This window comes from Streptomyces sp. NPDC031426 (assembly GCF_055581585.1).
In genome coordinates, this window is the sequence record NZ_JBVIJE010000032.1 from 1 (window position 1) to 17827 (window position 17827).

The 17827-nt window shown below is 71.5% G+C and carries 10 protein-coding genes, 1 tRNA gene and 4 pseudogenes; 5 read left to right on the plus strand and 10 right to left on the minus strand.

Translation table 11 applies throughout. From position 1 onward, the window contains the following. Positions 1-128 precede the first annotated feature (128 nt). Entirely contained in the window at positions 129-638 is a 510-nt protein-coding gene (locus ACZ5NH_RS38540; protein ID WP_468782110.1) for an SMI1/KNR4 family protein, read from the minus strand. Between the two features lie 86 nt (positions 639-724). Next, positions 725-1357: pseudogene (locus ACZ5NH_RS38545) on the minus strand (IS5 family transposase); the annotation flags it as partial. On the opposite strand from ACZ5NH_RS38545, the pseudogene ACZ5NH_RS38550 reads away from it, so the two are divergent. The 5 genes and pseudogenes from ACZ5NH_RS38550 to ACZ5NH_RS38570 all read left to right on the plus strand — a co-directional run. Further along, positions 1349-1567 (plus strand): annotated as a pseudogene (locus ACZ5NH_RS38550) (hypothetical protein); the annotation flags it as partial. The pseudogenes ACZ5NH_RS38545 and ACZ5NH_RS38550 sit on opposite strands and share 9 nt — an antisense overlap. A gap of 269 nt (positions 1568-1836) precedes the next feature. Next, positions 1837-2091: a hypothetical protein gene (locus ACZ5NH_RS38555; RefSeq protein WP_468782112.1), complete on the plus strand. Its 255-nt coding sequence runs from the start codon at positions 1837-1839 to the stop codon at positions 2089-2091. 6 nt (positions 2092-2097) lie between these two features. Continuing rightward, a pseudogene (locus ACZ5NH_RS38560) lies at positions 2098-3386 on the plus strand (ATP-binding protein); the annotation flags it as partial. A gap of 443 nt (positions 3387-3829) precedes the next feature. Next, complete coding sequence (locus tag ACZ5NH_RS38565; protein WP_468782114.1) at positions 3830-4033, plus strand: helix-turn-helix domain-containing protein; 204 nt, start codon at positions 3830-3832, stop codon at positions 4031-4033. 65 nt (positions 4034-4098) lie between these two features. Further along, positions 4099-4422: pseudogene (locus ACZ5NH_RS38570) on the plus strand (tyrosine-type recombinase/integrase); the annotation flags it as partial. 50 nt (positions 4423-4472) lie between these two features. On the opposite strand, the gene ACZ5NH_RS38575 reads toward ACZ5NH_RS38570, so the two are convergent. The 8 genes from ACZ5NH_RS38575 to ACZ5NH_RS38610 form a co-directional block, all read right to left on the minus strand. After that, a tRNA-Thr gene (locus tag ACZ5NH_RS38575) sits at positions 4473-4549 on the minus strand. A 119-nt stretch (positions 4550-4668) separates the two neighbouring features. Continuing rightward, positions 4669-6270 carry an alpha/beta hydrolase gene (locus ACZ5NH_RS38580; protein WP_468782115.1) on the minus strand — a complete coding sequence of 534 codons (1602 nt, stop codon included), beginning with the start codon at positions 6268-6270 and terminating at the stop codon, positions 4669-4671. A gap of 151 nt (positions 6271-6421) precedes the next feature. After that, complete coding sequence (locus tag ACZ5NH_RS38585) at positions 6422-7627, minus strand: DNA polymerase III subunit delta' (RefSeq protein WP_388623807.1); 1206 nt, start codon at positions 7625-7627, stop codon at positions 6422-6424. Positions 7628-7834: 207 nt separating this feature from the next. Next, complete coding sequence (gene tmk, locus ACZ5NH_RS38590; RefSeq protein ID WP_468782117.1) at positions 7835-11158, minus strand: dTMP kinase; 3324 nt, start codon at positions 11156-11158, stop codon at positions 7835-7837. A gap of 198 nt (positions 11159-11356) precedes the next feature. Then, complete coding sequence (gene topA, locus ACZ5NH_RS38595; RefSeq protein ID WP_468782119.1) at positions 11357-14188, minus strand: type I DNA topoisomerase; 2832 nt, start codon at positions 14186-14188, stop codon at positions 11357-11359. 267 nt (positions 14189-14455) lie between these two features. Continuing rightward, positions 14456-14653, minus strand: a complete 198-nt coding sequence (locus tag ACZ5NH_RS38600) for a hypothetical protein (RefSeq protein WP_468782121.1) — start codon at positions 14651-14653, stop codon at positions 14456-14458. Positions 14654-15059: 406 nt separating this feature from the next. Continuing rightward, a complete protein-coding gene (locus ACZ5NH_RS38605; RefSeq protein ID WP_468782123.1) occupies positions 15060-16589 on the minus strand; it encodes a DUF7059 domain-containing protein in 1530 nt (509 codons plus the stop codon). A gap of 316 nt (positions 16590-16905) precedes the next feature. After that, the gene (locus ACZ5NH_RS38610; RefSeq protein WP_451554552.1) at positions 16906-17511 is read right to left on the minus strand and encodes a small secreted protein; all 606 of its coding nucleotides are present in this window, start codon (positions 17509-17511) and stop codon (positions 16906-16908) included. Positions 17512-17827 lie beyond the last annotated feature (316 nt).

Consider the following 17827-nt stretch of genomic DNA (forward strand, 5'->3'; position numbering starts at 1 on the left):
CGCCTCCGCACACCAGGCGACGTCGCGACGTTCCTCGCTCCCGACTGCACCCAGACCAAGGTCAAAAAGATGAGTTAAAGATCTGCAAGCCCTTACAGCGGCTAACACAATGAACTGCTGAGCACCAGCTACAGGCATCCCGGCTCGCCGTTGGCGACGAACCGTCTCAGAGATTGCTCCAGCAACTCGAGAAACTGCCGCAGGTCATCAGCTGCCCGGTCGAACTCGGGTTCGTCCAGCGACGCCGTTCGCGTCCGATAGATCACTCCGCCTGGGCTGGCTACATAGGACAGGCCGCCACCGTTCGAGCCGATGACCAGGCCACCGTCCTTCTGGTCCGCGTCGGCATCGACAGCTCCGTACTGCTGAAACCGCAACAGAAGGACATCGGCTGCCGAGTCGACGAAGTAACCGTTGCCGACGTCCGCCCAGGTGACGTCGCCGATGCTGTCGTAGAAGGTACTCAGGTCGGCAGGGACGACGCTGACCTGGGCAAGCGTGCGAGCCGCGGCATGGTCGGCGTGGTCGGCCAGCCGGACCTCATTGGTTCCGGGGGGGGGAAGCCGTGCCGGCTCTCGAACTCGTCTGTCATCGCCTTCAGGGTTTCCGAGACCCTGTTGGTCCACGAGGCCAGCCATGCGGGCGAAAGCGAACGGTCACTCATGAGCGGAGCATGGCACGGGTCGCTGACATCCACGGGCGCCCGACAACCCTGCGTTGAAGGTCAGCGCAATGCCCTGAGCTGTCGGTGGGTGATGAGGCAGCAGGCGAGTTTGAGGAAGGCTTCGTGCATGTCCGCCCTGCGTTCCCAACGGAAGCGCAGGCGCCGGAAGCCGTGCAACCAGGCAAACGTCCTCTCGACCACCCAGCGGTAGGTGCCCAGGCGAGTACCGTGCCGTGTTCCTCGCCGGGACGATGCCACGAGATTGGACCTGATCACGGTAGACGTCATGGTCATAGCCGCGGTCCGCGAACAGCGAATCCGGTTTGCGGCGCGGCCGTCCGACGCCGCCCCGGACAGGGGGAATTGCATCGAGCAAGGGCTGGAGCTGGGTAACGTCGTTGCGGTTGCCGCCAGTCAACAGGACCGCGAGCGGAGTGCCGTGTCCGTCGGTGATGAGATGGTGTTTCGAGCCGGACCGGCCCCGGTCGACCGGCGAAGGGCCCCTCTGGCTCCCCCTTTTAGCGCCCTGACGTGCGAGGAGTCGACCACGCAGCGGGACCAGTCCAGCCGCGGCGCCGCGTTCAGTTCAGCCAGCAGGACCTCATGGAGCCGTTGCCACACGCCGGCCTCGTTCCAGTCCCGCAACCTGCGCCAGCACGTCATGCCGGAGCCGAAGCCGAGCTCTTGAGGCAGGTCGGATTCCTCGCCGTGTGCGGCGGACTGCTGATGCTCACCACCTTCATCACCGCCCTGACCGCTCTGATCACTCAGCTCATCACACTCGCCGCCGTCATCTTCGGCGGATGGATCGCCGTGCAGGTCTTCAGCACGTGCGACCACGGCAGCGGAACCACGGTCAACATCCGCAAGGCGATCTTCAAGCGGAACCATTTCCACGGCTGACCTTCAACGGTCCCGCCGCCCAGCCCGCCCGCGGCGCCTGCCCTCTAGGGCCTCTTGAACGACCACCCACACGAACGCCAGCGAAGCGGCCATCCACAGGACATCGCGCCACGACTGTCCCAGCCACAAGTGCACGACAACAGCGGCGCCGCCGAAGCCAAGCACCGCCGAACCGAACCTCACCCAGCGGCGTGCCTCCGCAGACCGCAACCGCCCGGTCGTCCGCCGTCCACCCGCCATGTCCAAGTTGTACCACGAAGGGACAGTTTGTGTTCGAGATCCGCGCCATCTGCGAACCGGCCGACGCCGACCGCGTCCCCACCATGCTCAGCACCGCCTTCACCACCGGCCCGGTACGCCGCTACCCCACCCGAGAAGGCGACCGGGTGCGGCTGTACGTCACCGCCGACCACCGCCCCGGCCTCGTGGCCGACACCGGAACAGGCCTACGCCACCGCCCCGAGCATCGCCAGCGAAATCAGGTGGACCGCCCGCACTGTCGCCCACACCCCGTGCGGCGGTGACCTGTCAAGAACGGGCTCGGTGTGTTCAACGGGACCGCCCTCAAGGAGGCGTTGGACTTGATCGAAGCACTCGCCCTGTCCGAGCAAGTACAGCCCGTCCACATCCGCGTCGCCCCCGGATTCGACGAGGCGACGTGGCTGGACCTGGGCCGCAACGACGGGCAGTCCGTCCGCATCCACCCCACCGGCTGGGACATCGCCGTTCCCGATCCGCGTGAGGTGTGCTGGCGGCGCACCCAGCTCACCGGGGAACTGCCCCTGCCGGCCAAAGACACCGACGGCAAGGGCATCGATCTCCTGCTACGACTGTGCAACTTCGCAGGCGCCGAGACCGAATGCCTGGCCATTGCCTGGCTCATCGGCTGCCTCGGGCCGTCCGTGCCCGTCCCCGCTCCGTTCCTCACCGGGCCGCAGGGCGCGGGCAAGTCCACCGGCGGGCGGATGCTCGTGCGGGTCGTCGAGGGCATGAGCGGAGACCTGCGCCGGGCGCCGAAGGACGAGGAGAACCTGATCGCAGCGGTGGCGGCCGGATGAGTCACCGCCCTGGACAACCTCTCCCACATGACCCCGGACCTGTCCGACGCCATGTGCTGCATCGTTACGGGCGCCGAGAACGTCAAGCGCGCCCTGTTCACCGACGGGGACGTGTTCCGCGCTCGCTACCGCCGCCCCCTGCTCCTGACCGGTATCGACGTGGGAGTCATCCGGCCCGACCTCGCGGAACGGCTCCTGCCGCTGCGCTTGGAGCGGCCCCGCGTCCGGCGCACCGAGGCCGAACTGTGGGCGGAATACGCAGAGGTTCTGCCCGTCGTCCTCGACTCTCTCCTGGACCTCACCGTCAAGGTCCGCGCGGTGGAGGCAGAGACCCCCACCGACCTGCGGATGGCCGACTTCGCCCACCTGTGCGCGCAGCTCGATGCGGCAACGGCCTCGGGGCGCTCACCGCGTACCGGGCCAGTCTGGACGACCTCAACGACGACGTGATCGAGGGCGATCTCCTCGCACAGACCGTCCTCAGGCATGCCGACACCATCGAGCCGGACGCGGCGCAGCGCATGACCTCCACCGAGTGGCTGCACCACCTCAGCCACCTCCACAGCGGCGACGAACTGCGCCCCCTGCCCAAGGGCTGGCCGACCACGGGCAAAGTCCTCTCCGACCGGCTCAAGCGCCTCCAGCCGACGCTTGCCGCTCGCGGCGTCCTCATCGACTCGGGCCGCACCAGCGAGGGCCGCTACCTCGAAATGACCCGCCTGGCCACCCCACCCCCACACCAGCACAAACCGATGTTCTGACCCGCGCCGCGATCTCCCCCGGACAAGCAAGAAGAGCACCACGGGCCGCGTGCTCTTCTTGCTGTTCGGCGGAACGCCGCACAATGGTCGCGCCGCGCAGCGGCTCCTTCTTCGCGCTCTGAGGCGCACCGCACCACAACAGAAGAGCCCCCTCTTTTGTGCTAAGAGGAAAGACACTGCGTCATCTGCGTCATGCAGGCCGAAAAACGGCACCTGACCTGCGACTACAGCCATGACGCAGACGGCGGCCTCTGCGTCATCTGCGTCACCGAATGACGCAGCCCATGACGCGCCGATGACGCACCCCCTAGCCACTGCGTCACACAAAGCCGCAGGTCAGAAGCCTGAATGACGCTGATGAGGCAATGACGCAGAAATCCGAACCTCGGACAGACGCGAGCCCTGACAAGCGCCCAAGACCCTCCCGCTTAGGAGACACCCGGATGAGCACCGCGATTGCCGCTCCCGTTGACCGACTCCTGTACAAGCCCGAAGAGGCTGCCGAAGCGCTCGCCATCGGCCGTTCCACTGTCTATGAGCTGATGGCCGAAGGCGCCATCAAGTACATCAAGTTGGGCCGCACTCGCCGGATCCGGCGTGCCGACCTCGAAGCGTACGTGGCCAACTTCGCCCCGCTGCCCAACTGACCCCGAGCACGTCACCGAGGCGCCCCGAGCATCCCGCTCGGGGCGCCTCCCGCATGGAGGAGCACATGAGCCCCCGCAAGCCCAACATGGAGTCGTCCATCTACTTCGGCGCCGATGGCTGGTGGCACGGCCGCGTGACGATGGGCGTCAAGAGTGACGGCGGCCCCGACCGACGCCACCGCCGGGCCCGGACCGAGGCCGAGATCAAGCGCAAGGTGAAGGAGCTGGAGCGCCAGCGGGACCAGGGGCGCGCGCCCGCCGCTGGCCGTAAGCCGACCGTTGCGGCGTGGATGGAGACCTACCTCACCGACATTGCGAGCTTGAAGCTCAAGCCGCGGTCGCTCGACGACTACTGGTCGAAGACCCGCAACGACATCATCCCCGGCGTCCGCTGAACGAGAAAACCCCAGGTCGGGAGCATTTCCGGCCTGGGGTTCAGTGGAGCCGCCTTCGGGATTCGAACCCGAGACCTACGCATTACGAGTGCGTTGCTCTGGCCATCTGAGCTAAGGCGGCGCGCCGTCCGCACCATGGTGCGATCGGCAACGTCGGTAAGTCTACACAGTTTCCGGGGGTGCTCCGACCAAGCCCCGGAAGCGGGGGATCCGGGGCGGGCCGCAGGGGTGTGGCAGGGGCTATGAGCAGCGTTTTCCGGCCGTGGGCGGGGTGCCGCGGAGCAGGTAGGTGTTGATCGCCGTGTCGATGCAGGTGCTGCCGCGGCCGTAGGCGGTGTGGCCGTCACCGACGTATGTCAGGAGGCGGCCCGAGGAGAGCTGGCGGGCCAGGGACTGGGCCCAGTGGTAGGGGGTCGCGGGGTCGCGGGTGGTGCCGACCACCACGATCGGCGCCGCGCCCTTCGCCTCGATGCGATGCGGCTCACCCGTGGCCTTCACCGGCCAGTACGCGCAGTTCAGCGAGGCCCAGGCCAGGCCGTCGCCGAAGACCGCAGACGCCTTCTCGAAGGCGGGCAGGGCCTTGTCGACCTGCTCGGGGCCGGTGAAGGCCGGCGGCAGGTCCAGGCAGTTCACGGCCGCGTTGGCCATCATCAGGTTGCTGTAGTGGCCGTCGGCGCCACGTTCGTAGTAGCTGTCGGAGAGCGCGAGCAGGCCCGCGCCGTCGTTCTTCCTCATCGCGGAGGTCAGCGCGACGCGCAGCTGTTCCCAGGTGCCCTGGTCGTACATCGCGGCGATCACCCCGGTCGTGGCCAGCGACTCGTTCAGCTTGCGTCCGTCCGCGTCGCCCGCCGTGATGGGGTGCGCGTCCAGCTTCCGGAAGAACGCCCTGAGGTGGGCGCCGACCTGCGCCGGCGATGTGCCACTGCTGCCGAGCGGGCAGTCGGAGTGCCGTACGCAGTCCTTCGCGAACGCCTCGAACGCCGTCTCGAAGCCGGCCGTCTGGTCCAGGTTCATGCGCCGGGAGTCCACGGACGGGTCCATCGCGCCGTCCAGGACCATCCGGCCCACCCGGTCCGGGAACAGGCCCGCGTACGTCGCTCCGAGGAACGTGCCGTACGACGCCCCCACGTAGTTCAGTTTCGGATCACCCAGCACTGCCCGCAGGATGTCCATGTCGCGGGCCGCCTCGACGGTGGAGACGTGCCGCAGCAGCCGCGCCGAGTGAGCCCCGCAGCTCTCGGCGAACGTCCTGTCCGCCGAGACCACCGCGTTCTGCTCCTGCTGGTCGTCGGGCGTCAGGTCCGTTTCCGTGTAGGTGTCCATCTGGCGCCCGTCGAGGCACTTCACGGGCTCGCTGCGGGCCACGCCCCGCGGATCCACCGCGACCATGTCGTAGCGGGCGCGGACGTCGGCCGGGTAGCCGATGCCCGCGTAACTCTGGACGTAGGCCACCGCCGAGCCGCCGGGGCCGCCGGGGTTGACCAGCAGCGAACCGAGCGGCCTGCCCTTGCCGGTGGCAGGCTTGCGGGTGACGGCCAGCCGGACGTCACCCGCACCGGGATCGGCGTAGTCCAGCGGGGCCTTCATCGTGGCGCACTGGAAACCGGGGGCACCGCAGCTGCGCCAGTGCAGCCGCTGGGAGTAGTACGGCGACAGCGCTGACGGCGTCGCATGGGGCAGCGCGGCCAGCACCGCGTCCGCCGCACCGCCCGCCGACGTCGAGCTCCCGGAGGAGCAGGCGGACACGAGCAGGGCGGCCGCCGCGAACAGGGCGGCCGTGAGGCGAGCCGACGTCCGGGTGCGGGCGCCCCGGGTCCGGCGGAGGGATGGGCTGGTGTGCATCAAGTGAGCGTAACGCTGTGCGATGCTCCGGATGCGGTGCGTGGGATCAGTGGCCTCGTACGGGGGACAACGGCGGCGGCTTCGTACCCGTGACATCGTCCGGTGACGTCGTCTACCCGTGACATCGCCGGTCGGCCTCCCGGCGCGGTGTTCAGCCCGCGCGCAGCGCCATCGTCATGGCCTCCACCGCAAGCAGCGGGGCCACGTTGCGGTCGAGGGCCTCATGGCATGCGGCGATCGCCTCGATACGGCGGAGCGTGGATTCCGGGGTGCTGCCGCGCGCCAGCCGCTCCAGGGCGTCCTCGGCGTCCGCGTTGGCGATCGCCACGCTTGAGCCGAGCTGCAGGGCGAGGACGTCGCGGTAGAAGGCGGTGAGGTCGCCGAGGGCGATGTCGAGACTGTCGCGCTGCGTGCGGGTTCTGCGGCGCTTCTGCATGTCCTCCAGGTCCTTCATCACGCCCGCCGTGCCGCGGGGCAGCCGGCCGCCCTGGACCGCGCCCAGCGCCGCCTTCAGCTCCTCGGTCTCCTTGCCGTCCATCTCCTCGGCGAGCTGCTTGGCGTCCTCGGCGGCCGCGTCGACCAGTTCCTGGGCGGCCCTGAGGCAGGCACCGACCTCGTCGAGGCGGAGGGGCAGCTTGAGGACGGCCGCGCGGCGCTCGCGGGCCGCCGGGTCGGTGGCCAGGCGCCGGGCGCGGTCGACGTGCCCCTGGGTGGCGCGGGCGGCGGCCGCCGCGACCTCGGGTTCGATGCCGTCGCGCCGTACGAGCATGTCGGCCACCGCGTCCACGGACGGCGTGCGCAGGTTCAGGTGGCGGCAGCGGGAGCGAATCGTCGGCAGGACGTCCTCGACGGAGGGGGCGCACAGCAGCCAGACCGTGCGCGGGGCGGGCTCCTCCACCGCCTTGAGGACGGCGTTGGCCGACTTCTCGTTCAGCCGCTCGGCGTCCTCCACCAGGATGATCTGCCAGCGGCCGTTCGCCGGGGAGGTGAACGACTTGCGGACCGTGTCCCGCATGTCCTTCACCAGGATCTCGGAGCCCACGGCGGCCACCGAGGTGACGTCCGCGTGGGTGCCGAGCAGCGCGGTGTGGCAGCCGTCGCAGAAGCCGCAGCCGGGGGCTCCGCCGAGGGCGCGGTCGGGGCTGACGCACTGCAGGGCGGCTGCGAAGGCCCTGGCCGCCTGGTTCCGGCCCGCTCCGGGCGGCCCCGTGAACAGCCATGCGTGCGTCATCTTCGACGTCTCGGGCAGCGGCTCGTCGGCCGCGACGGCCGTGACGAGGGCGTCGGCGTCCCGCGCGGCCGCGTCGAGCACCGCGCTCACCTTCTCCTGCCCGACGAGGTCGTCCCATACGGTCATGGGTCACGCCGCCCTTCCGTCACACTCCGCGTTCCTGCCCTCCATTGTGCGGGCGGGCACTGACAACGCGGTCCGCGTGCGCGCCGACGGCCGGTGGGAACGGTCAGGCGGCGCCGGCCGGTGGGAACGGTGAGGGCGGCGCAGGCCGGTGTACGACCCGCGCCGCCCTCTGTTCGCCGCGCTCGCCGGTAGCGGCCGTGCCGGCCGTCAGCCGCGCCTGCCCCGGCCCCGGCCCCGGCCCCGGCGGCCCTGCTCCTCGTCGTGGTCGCCGTGCTCCCGCTCGTCGTAGGACCCCAGCAGTTCGTCCGCCAGCGACGGCAGGTCGTCCAGCGGGGTCTCCTCGGCCCAGTCGGAACGCGGCCGGCGGCGAGGGGTGCCGTCGGCGTCGATCTGCGGCATCTCGCGCGTACGGTCCTCGGAGCCGTCGGGGCCCGCGGCGGACCGCTCGTCCCGGAAGAAGCCGGGCGGCAGCCGGTCAGCGGGGGCGTCATCCCGTACGGGCGGCAGTACGGCCGTCTCGTCGGCCGCACCCGGAACCACCGGTGGCAGCACCGCCGTCTCGTCGGCCGCACCCGGAACCCGGGGCAGCACCGCCGTCTCGTCCGTCGCGCCCGGAGCCGCCGGAGGCTGCGGCAGCTCGGCGGTCACCTCGGAGTCCGGGTGGGAGGCGCCGGAAGCCTTGGCGTCGTGGACGTCCTGGGCGTTCTCGGCGGAGTCACGCCGCTCCTCGCGCACCGGGCGCAGCACCGTCGTCTCGTCCGTGCCCGCCCCGCGTGTGCCCGGATCGCCCTGGCTGGGCGAGACCACCGGGGTGGGAACCGTCACCGCGTCCGGGGCCGGGCCCGGCGCGGCCGGCAGGGGCGTGCTGGACCGGCGGGCCGCCGTGTCGGCCGCCGCCGCTGCCTCGGTCGCCTGCCTACGGGCCTCCTCGGCGCGCAGCAGCGCCTCCTCGGCCTTGCGCTGCTTCTCCAGGCGCCGCGCTTCCTCCTCGGCGCGCAGCCGGGCCTGCCGGGCCTCTTCCTCGGCGCGCAGCCGGGCCTCCTCCTCGGCCTGCTTGCGGCGCCGCTCCTCCTCGGCCCTGCGGCGGGCCTCCTCCTCGGCGCGGGCCTTCTCCTCGGCGAGCAGCCGCTGCCGCTCCTCCTCAGCGCGCCGGGCGGCCTCCGCGGCCCGCTGCCGGGCCTCCTCCGCCTGCCGTTCGGCCTCGCGGCGCTGGGCCTCCTCCAGCTCGCGGCGCTTGCGTCCCTCCTCCTCGGCGCGCAGCCGGGCCAGCTCCTCCTGGCGCTCGCGCTCCAGGCGCTCCTCCTCGGCCTTGCGCGCGGCCTCTTCCTCGGCCTTGCGGCGGGCCTCCTCCTCGGCCTTCCTCCGGGCCTCCTCCTGGGCCTTGACCTCGGCCTCGGACAGCGGCAGCACGGTGTCGAGCCGATGCCGGATCACCGTGGTGACGGCCTCGGGCTCCTGGCCGGCGTCCACGACCAGGTAACGGCCGGGGTCGGCGGCGGCCAGCGTGAGGAAACCGGAGCGCACGCGTGCGTGGAACTCCGCCGGCTCCGACTCCAGCCGGTCCGGCGCCTCGGTGAACCGCTCGCGGGCGGTCTCCGGCGAGACGTCCAGCAGGACGGTCAGATGCGGGACGAGCCCGTTGGTCGCCCAGCGGTTGATGCGCGCGATCTCGGTCGGGGACAGATCGCGGCCGGCGCCCTGGTAGGCGACGGACGAGTCGATGTAGCGGTCGGAGATGACCACCGCGCCGCGCTCCAGCGCGGGGCGTACGACGGTATCGACGTGCTCGGCCCGGTCGGCGGCGTACAGCAGTGCCTCCGCGCGATGCGACAGGCCCGCCGAGGAGACGTCCAGCAGGATCGAGCGCAGCCGCTTGCCGACGGGCGTGGCCCCCGGCTCGCGGGTGAGCACGACCTCGTGGCCCTTGCCGCGGATCCACTCGGCGAGGGCCTCGGCCTGGGTGGACTTTCCGGCGCCGTCGCCGCCCTCCAGGACGATGAAGAAACCGCCCGCCGCCGGTGCCTCGACCGGGTCGTCACCGCCGAGCAGCGCGTCCTTGAGGTCCTGGCGCAGCGGGATGCCGGAGCGGTCGTCGACCTTGGCGAGCACCAGCGCCGCCACCGGCAGCAGCAGCGCGCCGACCAGCATCAGCGTGAAGGAGGCGCCGCCGTGCGCGAAGACGAACTTGCCGTTCTCCAGCCGGTGCCGCCCGATGAGCCCGGCGGCCACGGGCGCGATCAGCGCGCCGAGCGCAACGAAGACCCGCACGACCGCGTGCAGGTGCTCGGTGACGCGCCCCCGGCGGTAGTCCTCGGTCTCCTGGTCGAGCAGCGCGTGCCCGGTGTTCGCGGCCACGCCCGCGGTGACGCCGGCGAGCGTGACGATCAGGAGGACCGTGGTGACGTCCGGGACCAGACCGGCGGCCAGCAGGGCGATGCCGGTGAAGGCGATCGCGAGGGCGAGCAGCCGGCGGCGGGAGAGCGAGGGCAGCAGCGCGGGGGCCGTACGGATGCCGACGGCGACACCGCCGGTCAGGCCCAGCACCAGCAGGCCGTACAGCACCGGGCCGCCGCCCAGGTCGGTGGCGTGCATCACGCACACCGAGACGGCCGCCGCGATGGCTCCGGCGACCGCGGCGGCGGCCGGGACGAGCAGCGGGATCGCGCCCGTACGGCCCTTGTCGACGCCGGTGCCGGTGCGCGGGCGGCGCAGGCCCTCCAGCGGCGACCGCGCGCGGGGGGTGCGCACGTCGGGCAGGTCGAGGAAGGTCAGCACGGACAGGGAGGCGGCGAACAGGCCCGCCGCCACATACGCCCCGAGGGCCGCGTGGTGCTGGTCGAACCAGGCCACGCCGGTGCCGAGCAGGTTGTTGAGCAGGCCGGCGGCGACCAGCGCGGCGGCCGCCAGCGGTACGGCGAGGAAGCTGGTGCGCAGCGACAGGCGGCGCAGGGCGTCCATGTGGTCCGGCAGCGGCCGTACGGTGGCACCCTCCGGGGGCGGGCCGGGCAGCAGGGCGGGAGCCGCGCTCTCCCGGCAGACCGTCCACAGGCGCTCGGCGACTCCGGTGACGAAGGCGGTGACCAGCAGGACGGCCAGTGCGTTGTCCGGGGTCCAGTCGATCCACAGGGGCGCGACGATCAGCAGCGCGGCGCGCACGCCGTCGGCGCCGACCATGGTCCAGCGGCGGTCGAGCGGGCCCTCCTGGGCGGTGAGCGTGTTCAGCGGGCCGAGGAGGACCGCGCCGAACAGCAGCGCGGCGAGAACGCGCGCGGCGAAGACCGTCGCCACTGCGAACGCCACGCCCCGGTATCCACCGCCGAACGCGCCCTGGGCGATCGCCGCCTGGAGGGCGAGGACGACCAGGACGAGGAGGGCGAGGGTGTCGCCGACGCCGCTCACCAGCTGCGCGCTCCACAGGCGTCGCAGCTCGGGTCGGCGCAGCAGGGAACGGACGGCGCGCTCGCGGGAGTCCGCGACCAGGGCGTCGTCCGGGGCTGTGGTGGTGGCCGTTGGTTGCTCGGCTCGCGTCATGCGTTCAGCCTATCCGGAGGCACCGACACCACACCCCGCCGCTCCTGGCATGCGCACGCCCCGACATCAAAGTGATGCCGGGGCGTGCCGAAGTGATACAGACGCGAAGCCTTCGCGAAGCCGAACAGCAGTGCGGAGGCTGACCAGGCCTCGGCGCTCGGTCTGCGCACTCAGGCCTCGGCGGTCAGTCCTCGGTGGTCAGTCCTCCGCGCCCGAAGCCGTCGCCTTGGAAGCCGTGGCCTTCTTGGCGGTCGTCTTCTTGGCCGTGGTCTTCTTCGCGGCCGCGGTCGTCTTCTTCGCCGCCGTCTTCTTGGCGGCGGTCTTCTTCGCCGGGGCCGCCTTCTTGGCCGGGGCCTTCTTCGCGGTCTTCTTGGCGGGCGCCTTCGCGCGCTTCTCGGCGAGCAGCTCGAAGCCGCGCTCCGGGGTGATCGCCTCGACGCTGTCGCCGGAGCGCAGGGTCGCGTTGGTCTCGCCGTCGGTGACGTACGGCCCGAAGCGGCCGTCCTTGACCACGACCGGCTTGCCGGAGACCGGGTCCTCGCCCAGCTCCTTCAGCGGCGGCTTGGCGGCGGCCCGGCCACGCTGCTTGGGCTGGGCGTAGATCGCCTGCGCCTCCTCCAGCGTGATCGTGAAGAGCTGGTCCTCGGACTGCAGCGAGCGCGAGTCCGTGCCCTTCTTCAGATACGGGCCGTAGCGGCCGTTCTGCGCGGTGATCTCCTGGCCGTCGGCGTCGGTGCCGACGATCCGCGGCAGCGACATCAGCTTCAGCGCGTCCTCGAGCGTGACCGTGTCGAGCGACATGGACTTGAACAGCGAGGCCGTGCGCGGCTTGACCGCGTTCTTGCCGGTCTTCGGGGTGCCCTCGGGGAGGACCTCCGTGACGTACGGGCCGTAGCGGCCGGCCTTCGCGACGATCGGGTGGCCGGTGGCCGGGTCGGTGCCCAGCTCGAAGTCGCCGCTGGGCTTGGCCAGCAGTTCCTCGGCCAGCTCGACGTTCAGCTCGTCCGGCGGCAGGTCGTCCGGGACGTCGTGGGACTGGTACTCCTCGGTGCCCTTCTCGCCGCGCTCGACGTAGGGGCCGAAGCGGCCGACGCGGAGCACGATGCCGTTGCCCACCGGGAACGACGACACCTCGCGCGCGTCGATGGCGCCCAGGTCGGTCACCAGCTCCTTGAGGCCACCGAGGTGGTCCCCGTCGCCGTTGCCCGCCTCGGCGGCGCCGCCGTGACCGGTGCCTTCGCCGAAGTAGAAGCGCTTCAGCCACGGCACGGCCTTGGCCTCGCCGGCCGCGATGCGGTCGAGGTCGTCCTCCATCTTGGCGGTGAAGTCGTAGTCGACGAGCCGCCCGAAGTGCTTCTCCAGGAGGTTGACCACGGCGAAGGACAGGAAGGACGGGACGAGCGCCGTGCCCTTCTTGAAGACGTAGCCGCGGTCGAGGATCGTGCCGATGATCGACGCGTACGTCGACGGGCGGCCGATCTCGCGCTCTTCCAGCTCCTTGACCAGGGAGGCCTCGGTGTAGCGCGCCGGGGGCTTGGTGGCGTGGCCGTCGACCGTGATCTCCTCGGCGGACAGCGCGTCGCCCTCGGCGACCTGCGGCAGCCGGCGCTCGCGGTCGTCCAGTTCGGCGTTCGGGTCGTCGGCGCCCTCGACGTAGGCCTTCAGGAAGCCGTGGAAGGTGATCGTCTTGCCGGAGGCGCTGAACTCGACGTCCCGGCCGTCGGCGGCGGTGCCACCGATCTTCACGGTCACGGAGTTACCGGTCGCGTCCTTCATCTGGGAGGCGACGGTCCGCATCCAGATGAGCTCGTAGAGCCTGAACTGGTCGCCGGTCAGGCCGGTCTCGGCGGGAGTGCGGAAACGATCACCCGAGGGGCGGATCGCCTCGTGGGCCTCCTGCGCGTTCTTGACCTTGGCGGCGTACGTGCGCGGCTGCGGGGGCAGGTAGTCGGCGCCGTACAGCTGCGTGACCTGGGCGCGGGCGGCCGCGATCGCGGTGTCGCTCAGCGTCGTGGAGTCCGTACGCATGTACGTGATGTAGCCGTTCTCGTACAGCTTCTGCGCGATCTGCATGGTCGCCTTCGCGCCGAAGCCGAGCTTGCGGCTGGCCTCCTGCTGCAGCGTCGTCGTACGGAACGGGGCGTACGGCGAGCGGCGGTACGGCTTGGACTCGACGGACCGCACGGAGAAGCGCGTGCTCTCCAGGGCGGCGGCGAGGGCACGGGCGGTCGCCTCGTCGAGGTGGAGGGTGTTCTCGCTCTTGAGCTGCCCCAGGGAGTCGAAGTCGCGGCCCTGCGCGATCCGCCTGCCGTCGACGGTCTGCAGGCGGGCGACCAGCGACGACGGGTCCGACAGATCCCCCGCACGGCCGGTCGCGAAGGTGCCCGTCAGGTCCCAGTACTCGGCAGAGCGAAACGCAATGCGCTCGCGTTCCCGCTCGACGACGAGACGCGTGGCGACGGACTGGACGCGGCCGGCCGACAGGCGCGGCATGACCTTCTTCCACAGGACCGGCGAGACCTCGTACCCGTAGAGCCGGTCGAGGATGCGGCGGGTCTCCTGGGCGTCGACCAGCTTCTGGTTGAGCTCGCGCGGGTTGGCGACGGCCTCGCGGATCGCGTCCTTGGTGATCTCGTGGAAGACCATCCGCTTGACCGGGATCTTCGGCTTGAGGACCTCCTGGAGGTGCCAGGCGATCGCCTCGCCCTCCCGGTCCTCATCGGTGGCGAGGAAGAGCTCGTCGGAATCCTTCAACAGGTCCTTGAGCTTCTTGACCTGCGCCTTCTTGTCGGCGTTGATCACATAGATCGGCTGGAAGTCATGGTCGACGTCCACACCGAGGCGGCGCACCTCGCCGGTGTACTTCTCGGGCACCTCCGCGGCGCCGTTGGGGAGGTCGCGGATGTGCCCGACGCTCGCTTCGACGACGTAGCCGGGGCCGAGGTAGCCCTTGATCGTCTTCGCCTTGGCAGGCGACTCGACGATGACGAGTCGGCGGCCGCCCTGTGCGGTCTCGCTGGTCGGGGACAACTTCGCTCTTCTCTCCGGTCGACGCTGGGGCCTCCCCAGGGCTTCATCCCGGGGTCGCGGCGTACTGCTGGCACGTGTGACGCTGCGGAGTGTGACGGTACATCCCGCCCCCGTGTCAAACGGGAAAAGCCCACAACGGCCACTCGAACGGTAACCCGACTACCGCCATTCCTGCCGCCCGGACTACCGGGTACCCACCCGAGGCATGTCCGGAGCGTGACGCTCCCCTTACTTCCGCGGCACTCTCACCGCCGCGCGCTGCCGATGTCAGAGGCGGGTCAGGCAGTACACACCGAGGACCAGCGCGACCGTCCCGGCCACACTCGCGAGGGCCGCCGATGCGACCTGGTTCACACCGTGGGCCACCGGCTCGCGGCGCCTGATGCGGGTGCCGGTCCAGGCCAGCACGGCGCCTCCGAACAGGGCGAACACCGCTCCCGCGAAGATCGCCGGCCCGCTCTCCATCCCCCGCCCACCCCTTCCGTGCCGTCCGGCTCTGCCCGCGCCCGGAGACTGGCACGCACGGGAGACGAGCGAGGGACGGGCGGGCGACATCAGGGTGAACGGCCGGCCGGCGCGATATCGCACACATGACCGAATAGAGACCTTGACCGGTCCGGCAGCCATATTTTTCCGGCCGTTTTCCCGGCGTCGGCGCGTCATGGCAGCGGCATGACGCGTCACGGCACCCCGGAACGGGTCCGCGCCGGCCCGTGCCACCGGCATACGACGATGATCCGGGCGCGGCCACGAGGGCATCGGGGAACGGCTACGACCGAGCCGGTACCCGGCGTACCTCAGGCGACCCAAGCCGCCGTAGCCCGCCGCACGCCGGACCAGCCGCCGCAGCCCTGTCGCCCCGCCCGCTCGGTCAGCGCGCCGGGTCGAGGAAGCCCTGCTCCACCAGCAGGCGGATCTGCGCGGGCGTCCGGTCGCGGAGCACCACCGGGTCCTCCTGCATGAGCTGGGCGATGGCGTCCAGGATGCGGCCCGCGCTCAGCGTGCCGTCGCAGACACCCGCGAACCCGGCCCCGACGGTGTCCACCTTCGTGGCCCGGCGCATCCCGCGGTGCTGGCGGAGCACCACATGCTCGGGGTCCTCGGCACCGGGCAGCCCGACCTGCTCCTGGACCACCTCGGCGGCGAGCCTGAAGTGGCTGTCGAGCAGTGCCGCGTCGTCGTGCTCCCGGAGATAGTCGAGACGCTCGAAGTGCGCCCGGATCGTGTCCCCGAGAGGCTGTTCGACCGGGTGCGGCCACTCCTCCACCGTGACGACGGGCTCTGCGGAACGGGTCCGGCGCAGGGTGATCCAGCCGAAACCGACCGCCCTGACCTTGCGCGCCTCGAACTCGTCGAGCCAGGCGTCGTAGCGCGCCTGGTACTCCGCCGGGTCCCCGCGGTGGTCACCGGCGTCCCTCAGCCACAGCTCGGCGTACTGCGTGACGTCCTGTACCTCGCGCTGCACGATCCAGGCATCGCACCCGCGCGGCACCCACGACCTGAGTCTGTCCTGCCAGTCCTCCCCTGCCACGTGCTGCCAGTTGGCGAGGAACTGCGCGAACCCGCCCTCGTTCAGCCGTTCCCCCGCCTGCTGAACGAGCGAGCGGCACAGATCGTCCCCGCCCATGCCACCGTCCCGGTACGTGAGGCGGGCGCCCGGCGAGATGACGAAGGGCGGGTTGGAGACGATCAGGTCGAAGGTCTCGTCGTCCCGCACCGGTTCGAACAGCGAGCCCTCCCGCAGGTCGGCGGCGGGGGCGGCGGAGAGCGCGAGCGTGAGCGCGGTGATGTGCAGCGCGCGCGGGTTGAGGTCGGTCGCCGTCACGCGCGTGGCGTGCTGGGCGGCGTGCAGCGCCTGGATGCCGGAGCCGGTGCCGAGGTCCAGGGCGGAGGCGACCGGCGTACGGACGGTGATGCCGGCGAGGGTCGTGGAGGCACCGCCGACGCCGAGTACGACGCCCTCGTCGCGCTGCCCGATCCCGCCGGCTCCGCCGACCGCGCAGCCCAGGTCGGAGACGATGAACCAGTCCTCGCCGCCGGGACCGCCGTAGGGCCGTACGTCCACGGTGGCGGCCACCTCGTCGCCGCCCACGCGCGTGAGCCATCCGGCTTCCAGCGCCTCCTCGGCCGGCAGAACGGCCGCCACGCGCGCGTACGGCACCGGTTGCTGGAGCAGGAACAGCCGTACGAGCGTCTCCAGCGGCGTGTCGCCACGGGTCGCCCTCAGTGCGGGCACGGTCTCGCTGCGGGCCAGCGCCGCGTACGCGGGGGCGCCGAGCAGGTCGAGCAGCCCGTCGGCGGTGAAGGAGGCGGCCAGCAGCGCCGCACGCAGGCGCGCGGCGATGTCGGGCCGGTCGGAAGCGGGCAGGGAAGCGAGTCCGGAGTCAGTCACACCCCCCATTGTGGCCCGTGGCCCCTCCCGGACGCGGCCTCAGCACGCCTCACGGCTGGGCCCCCGCACGCCTCGGTACCCGGCCGGGCCACGGCCCGCCGGACGGCGGCGGCCAGCGACGGGAGCGGGCCCCGCGACCGGCGCACGCCACCCCGGGACACGCCGCGGTCGGCCCAAGCGGGACTCGCGAGCCGGCCTTCCGCTCCGCGGACCGAGACAGTGCAGCCGACGCCGTGATCCGCGACCGCGTTCCGCCGACCGTGATCAGTCAGCCGCAGCCACGGGCTGTCGTCCCGTCAACTGCAGCCGCCGGCCGCCGTCCGGGTCAGCCCGCCGACGGCGAGGACGACGACGCCGTTGCGGCGACCTTCTTGCAGCTGGCCTGCTGGGCGATGGCGTTCTTGACGTCGCCCTGCTGGAGCTTCTCCAGCGCGTCGGTGCCGCTCTGGTGCTGCTTCTCCAGGTCCGTCATCTGCACCGCGATGTCGTGCAGACCCGAGGCGAACTTGGCCTGGTCCTTGGTGTTCAGCGCGTCGACCTGCTTCTTGAGGCCGGCGTAGGAGGCGGAGAGGCCGTTGAAGCTCTTCACGACGTCCTGGAGCCGCTTGGCGCCGTCCTGGACACCGGGAGGCGCACCCGCGTCGCTGACGGCGGCGGCTATCGCCTTGTAGCCGTCGGCCATGTCCTGGAAGGCCTGCGAGTCCGTCTTCTGGAGCGTCTCGGGCTTGGCGGTGTCGGCGGCTGTCGTACTGATCGCCGCGTTCGCCGCCTTGATCTTCGCGTCCTGCGCGGGCACCGCGTCACACACCGACTTGGCCCAGGCGACCAGCTTGGGGTCGGGTCCCTTGTCACCGCCGCTGCTGGTGCATCCCGACAGCGCCACCACCAGTACCGCACCGCCGGACAGTGCGGCCGCGAGCTTCTTGTTCACCGGATTGGTCCCTTCCCTGGCTCTCGGCCCACGGACCCTACACGGCGGACCCACACCCTCCGCACCCCGAAAGCCCCCTAAGGATCCCTTTGCGACCCTTTGCACCATGCGAGAGAAGGCTCACCACGTGGGCGAGCCCACAGCCGCGCCACAGACGCGCCACAGACGGAAGCGGGGGGGGGGGGGGGGGGGGGGGGGGGGGGGGGGGGGGGGGGGGGGGGGGGGGGGGGGGGGGGGGGGGGGGGGGGGGGGAGAGGGGGGGGGGGGGGGGGGGGGGGGGGGGGGGGGGGGGGGGGGGGGGGGGGGGGGGGAGACG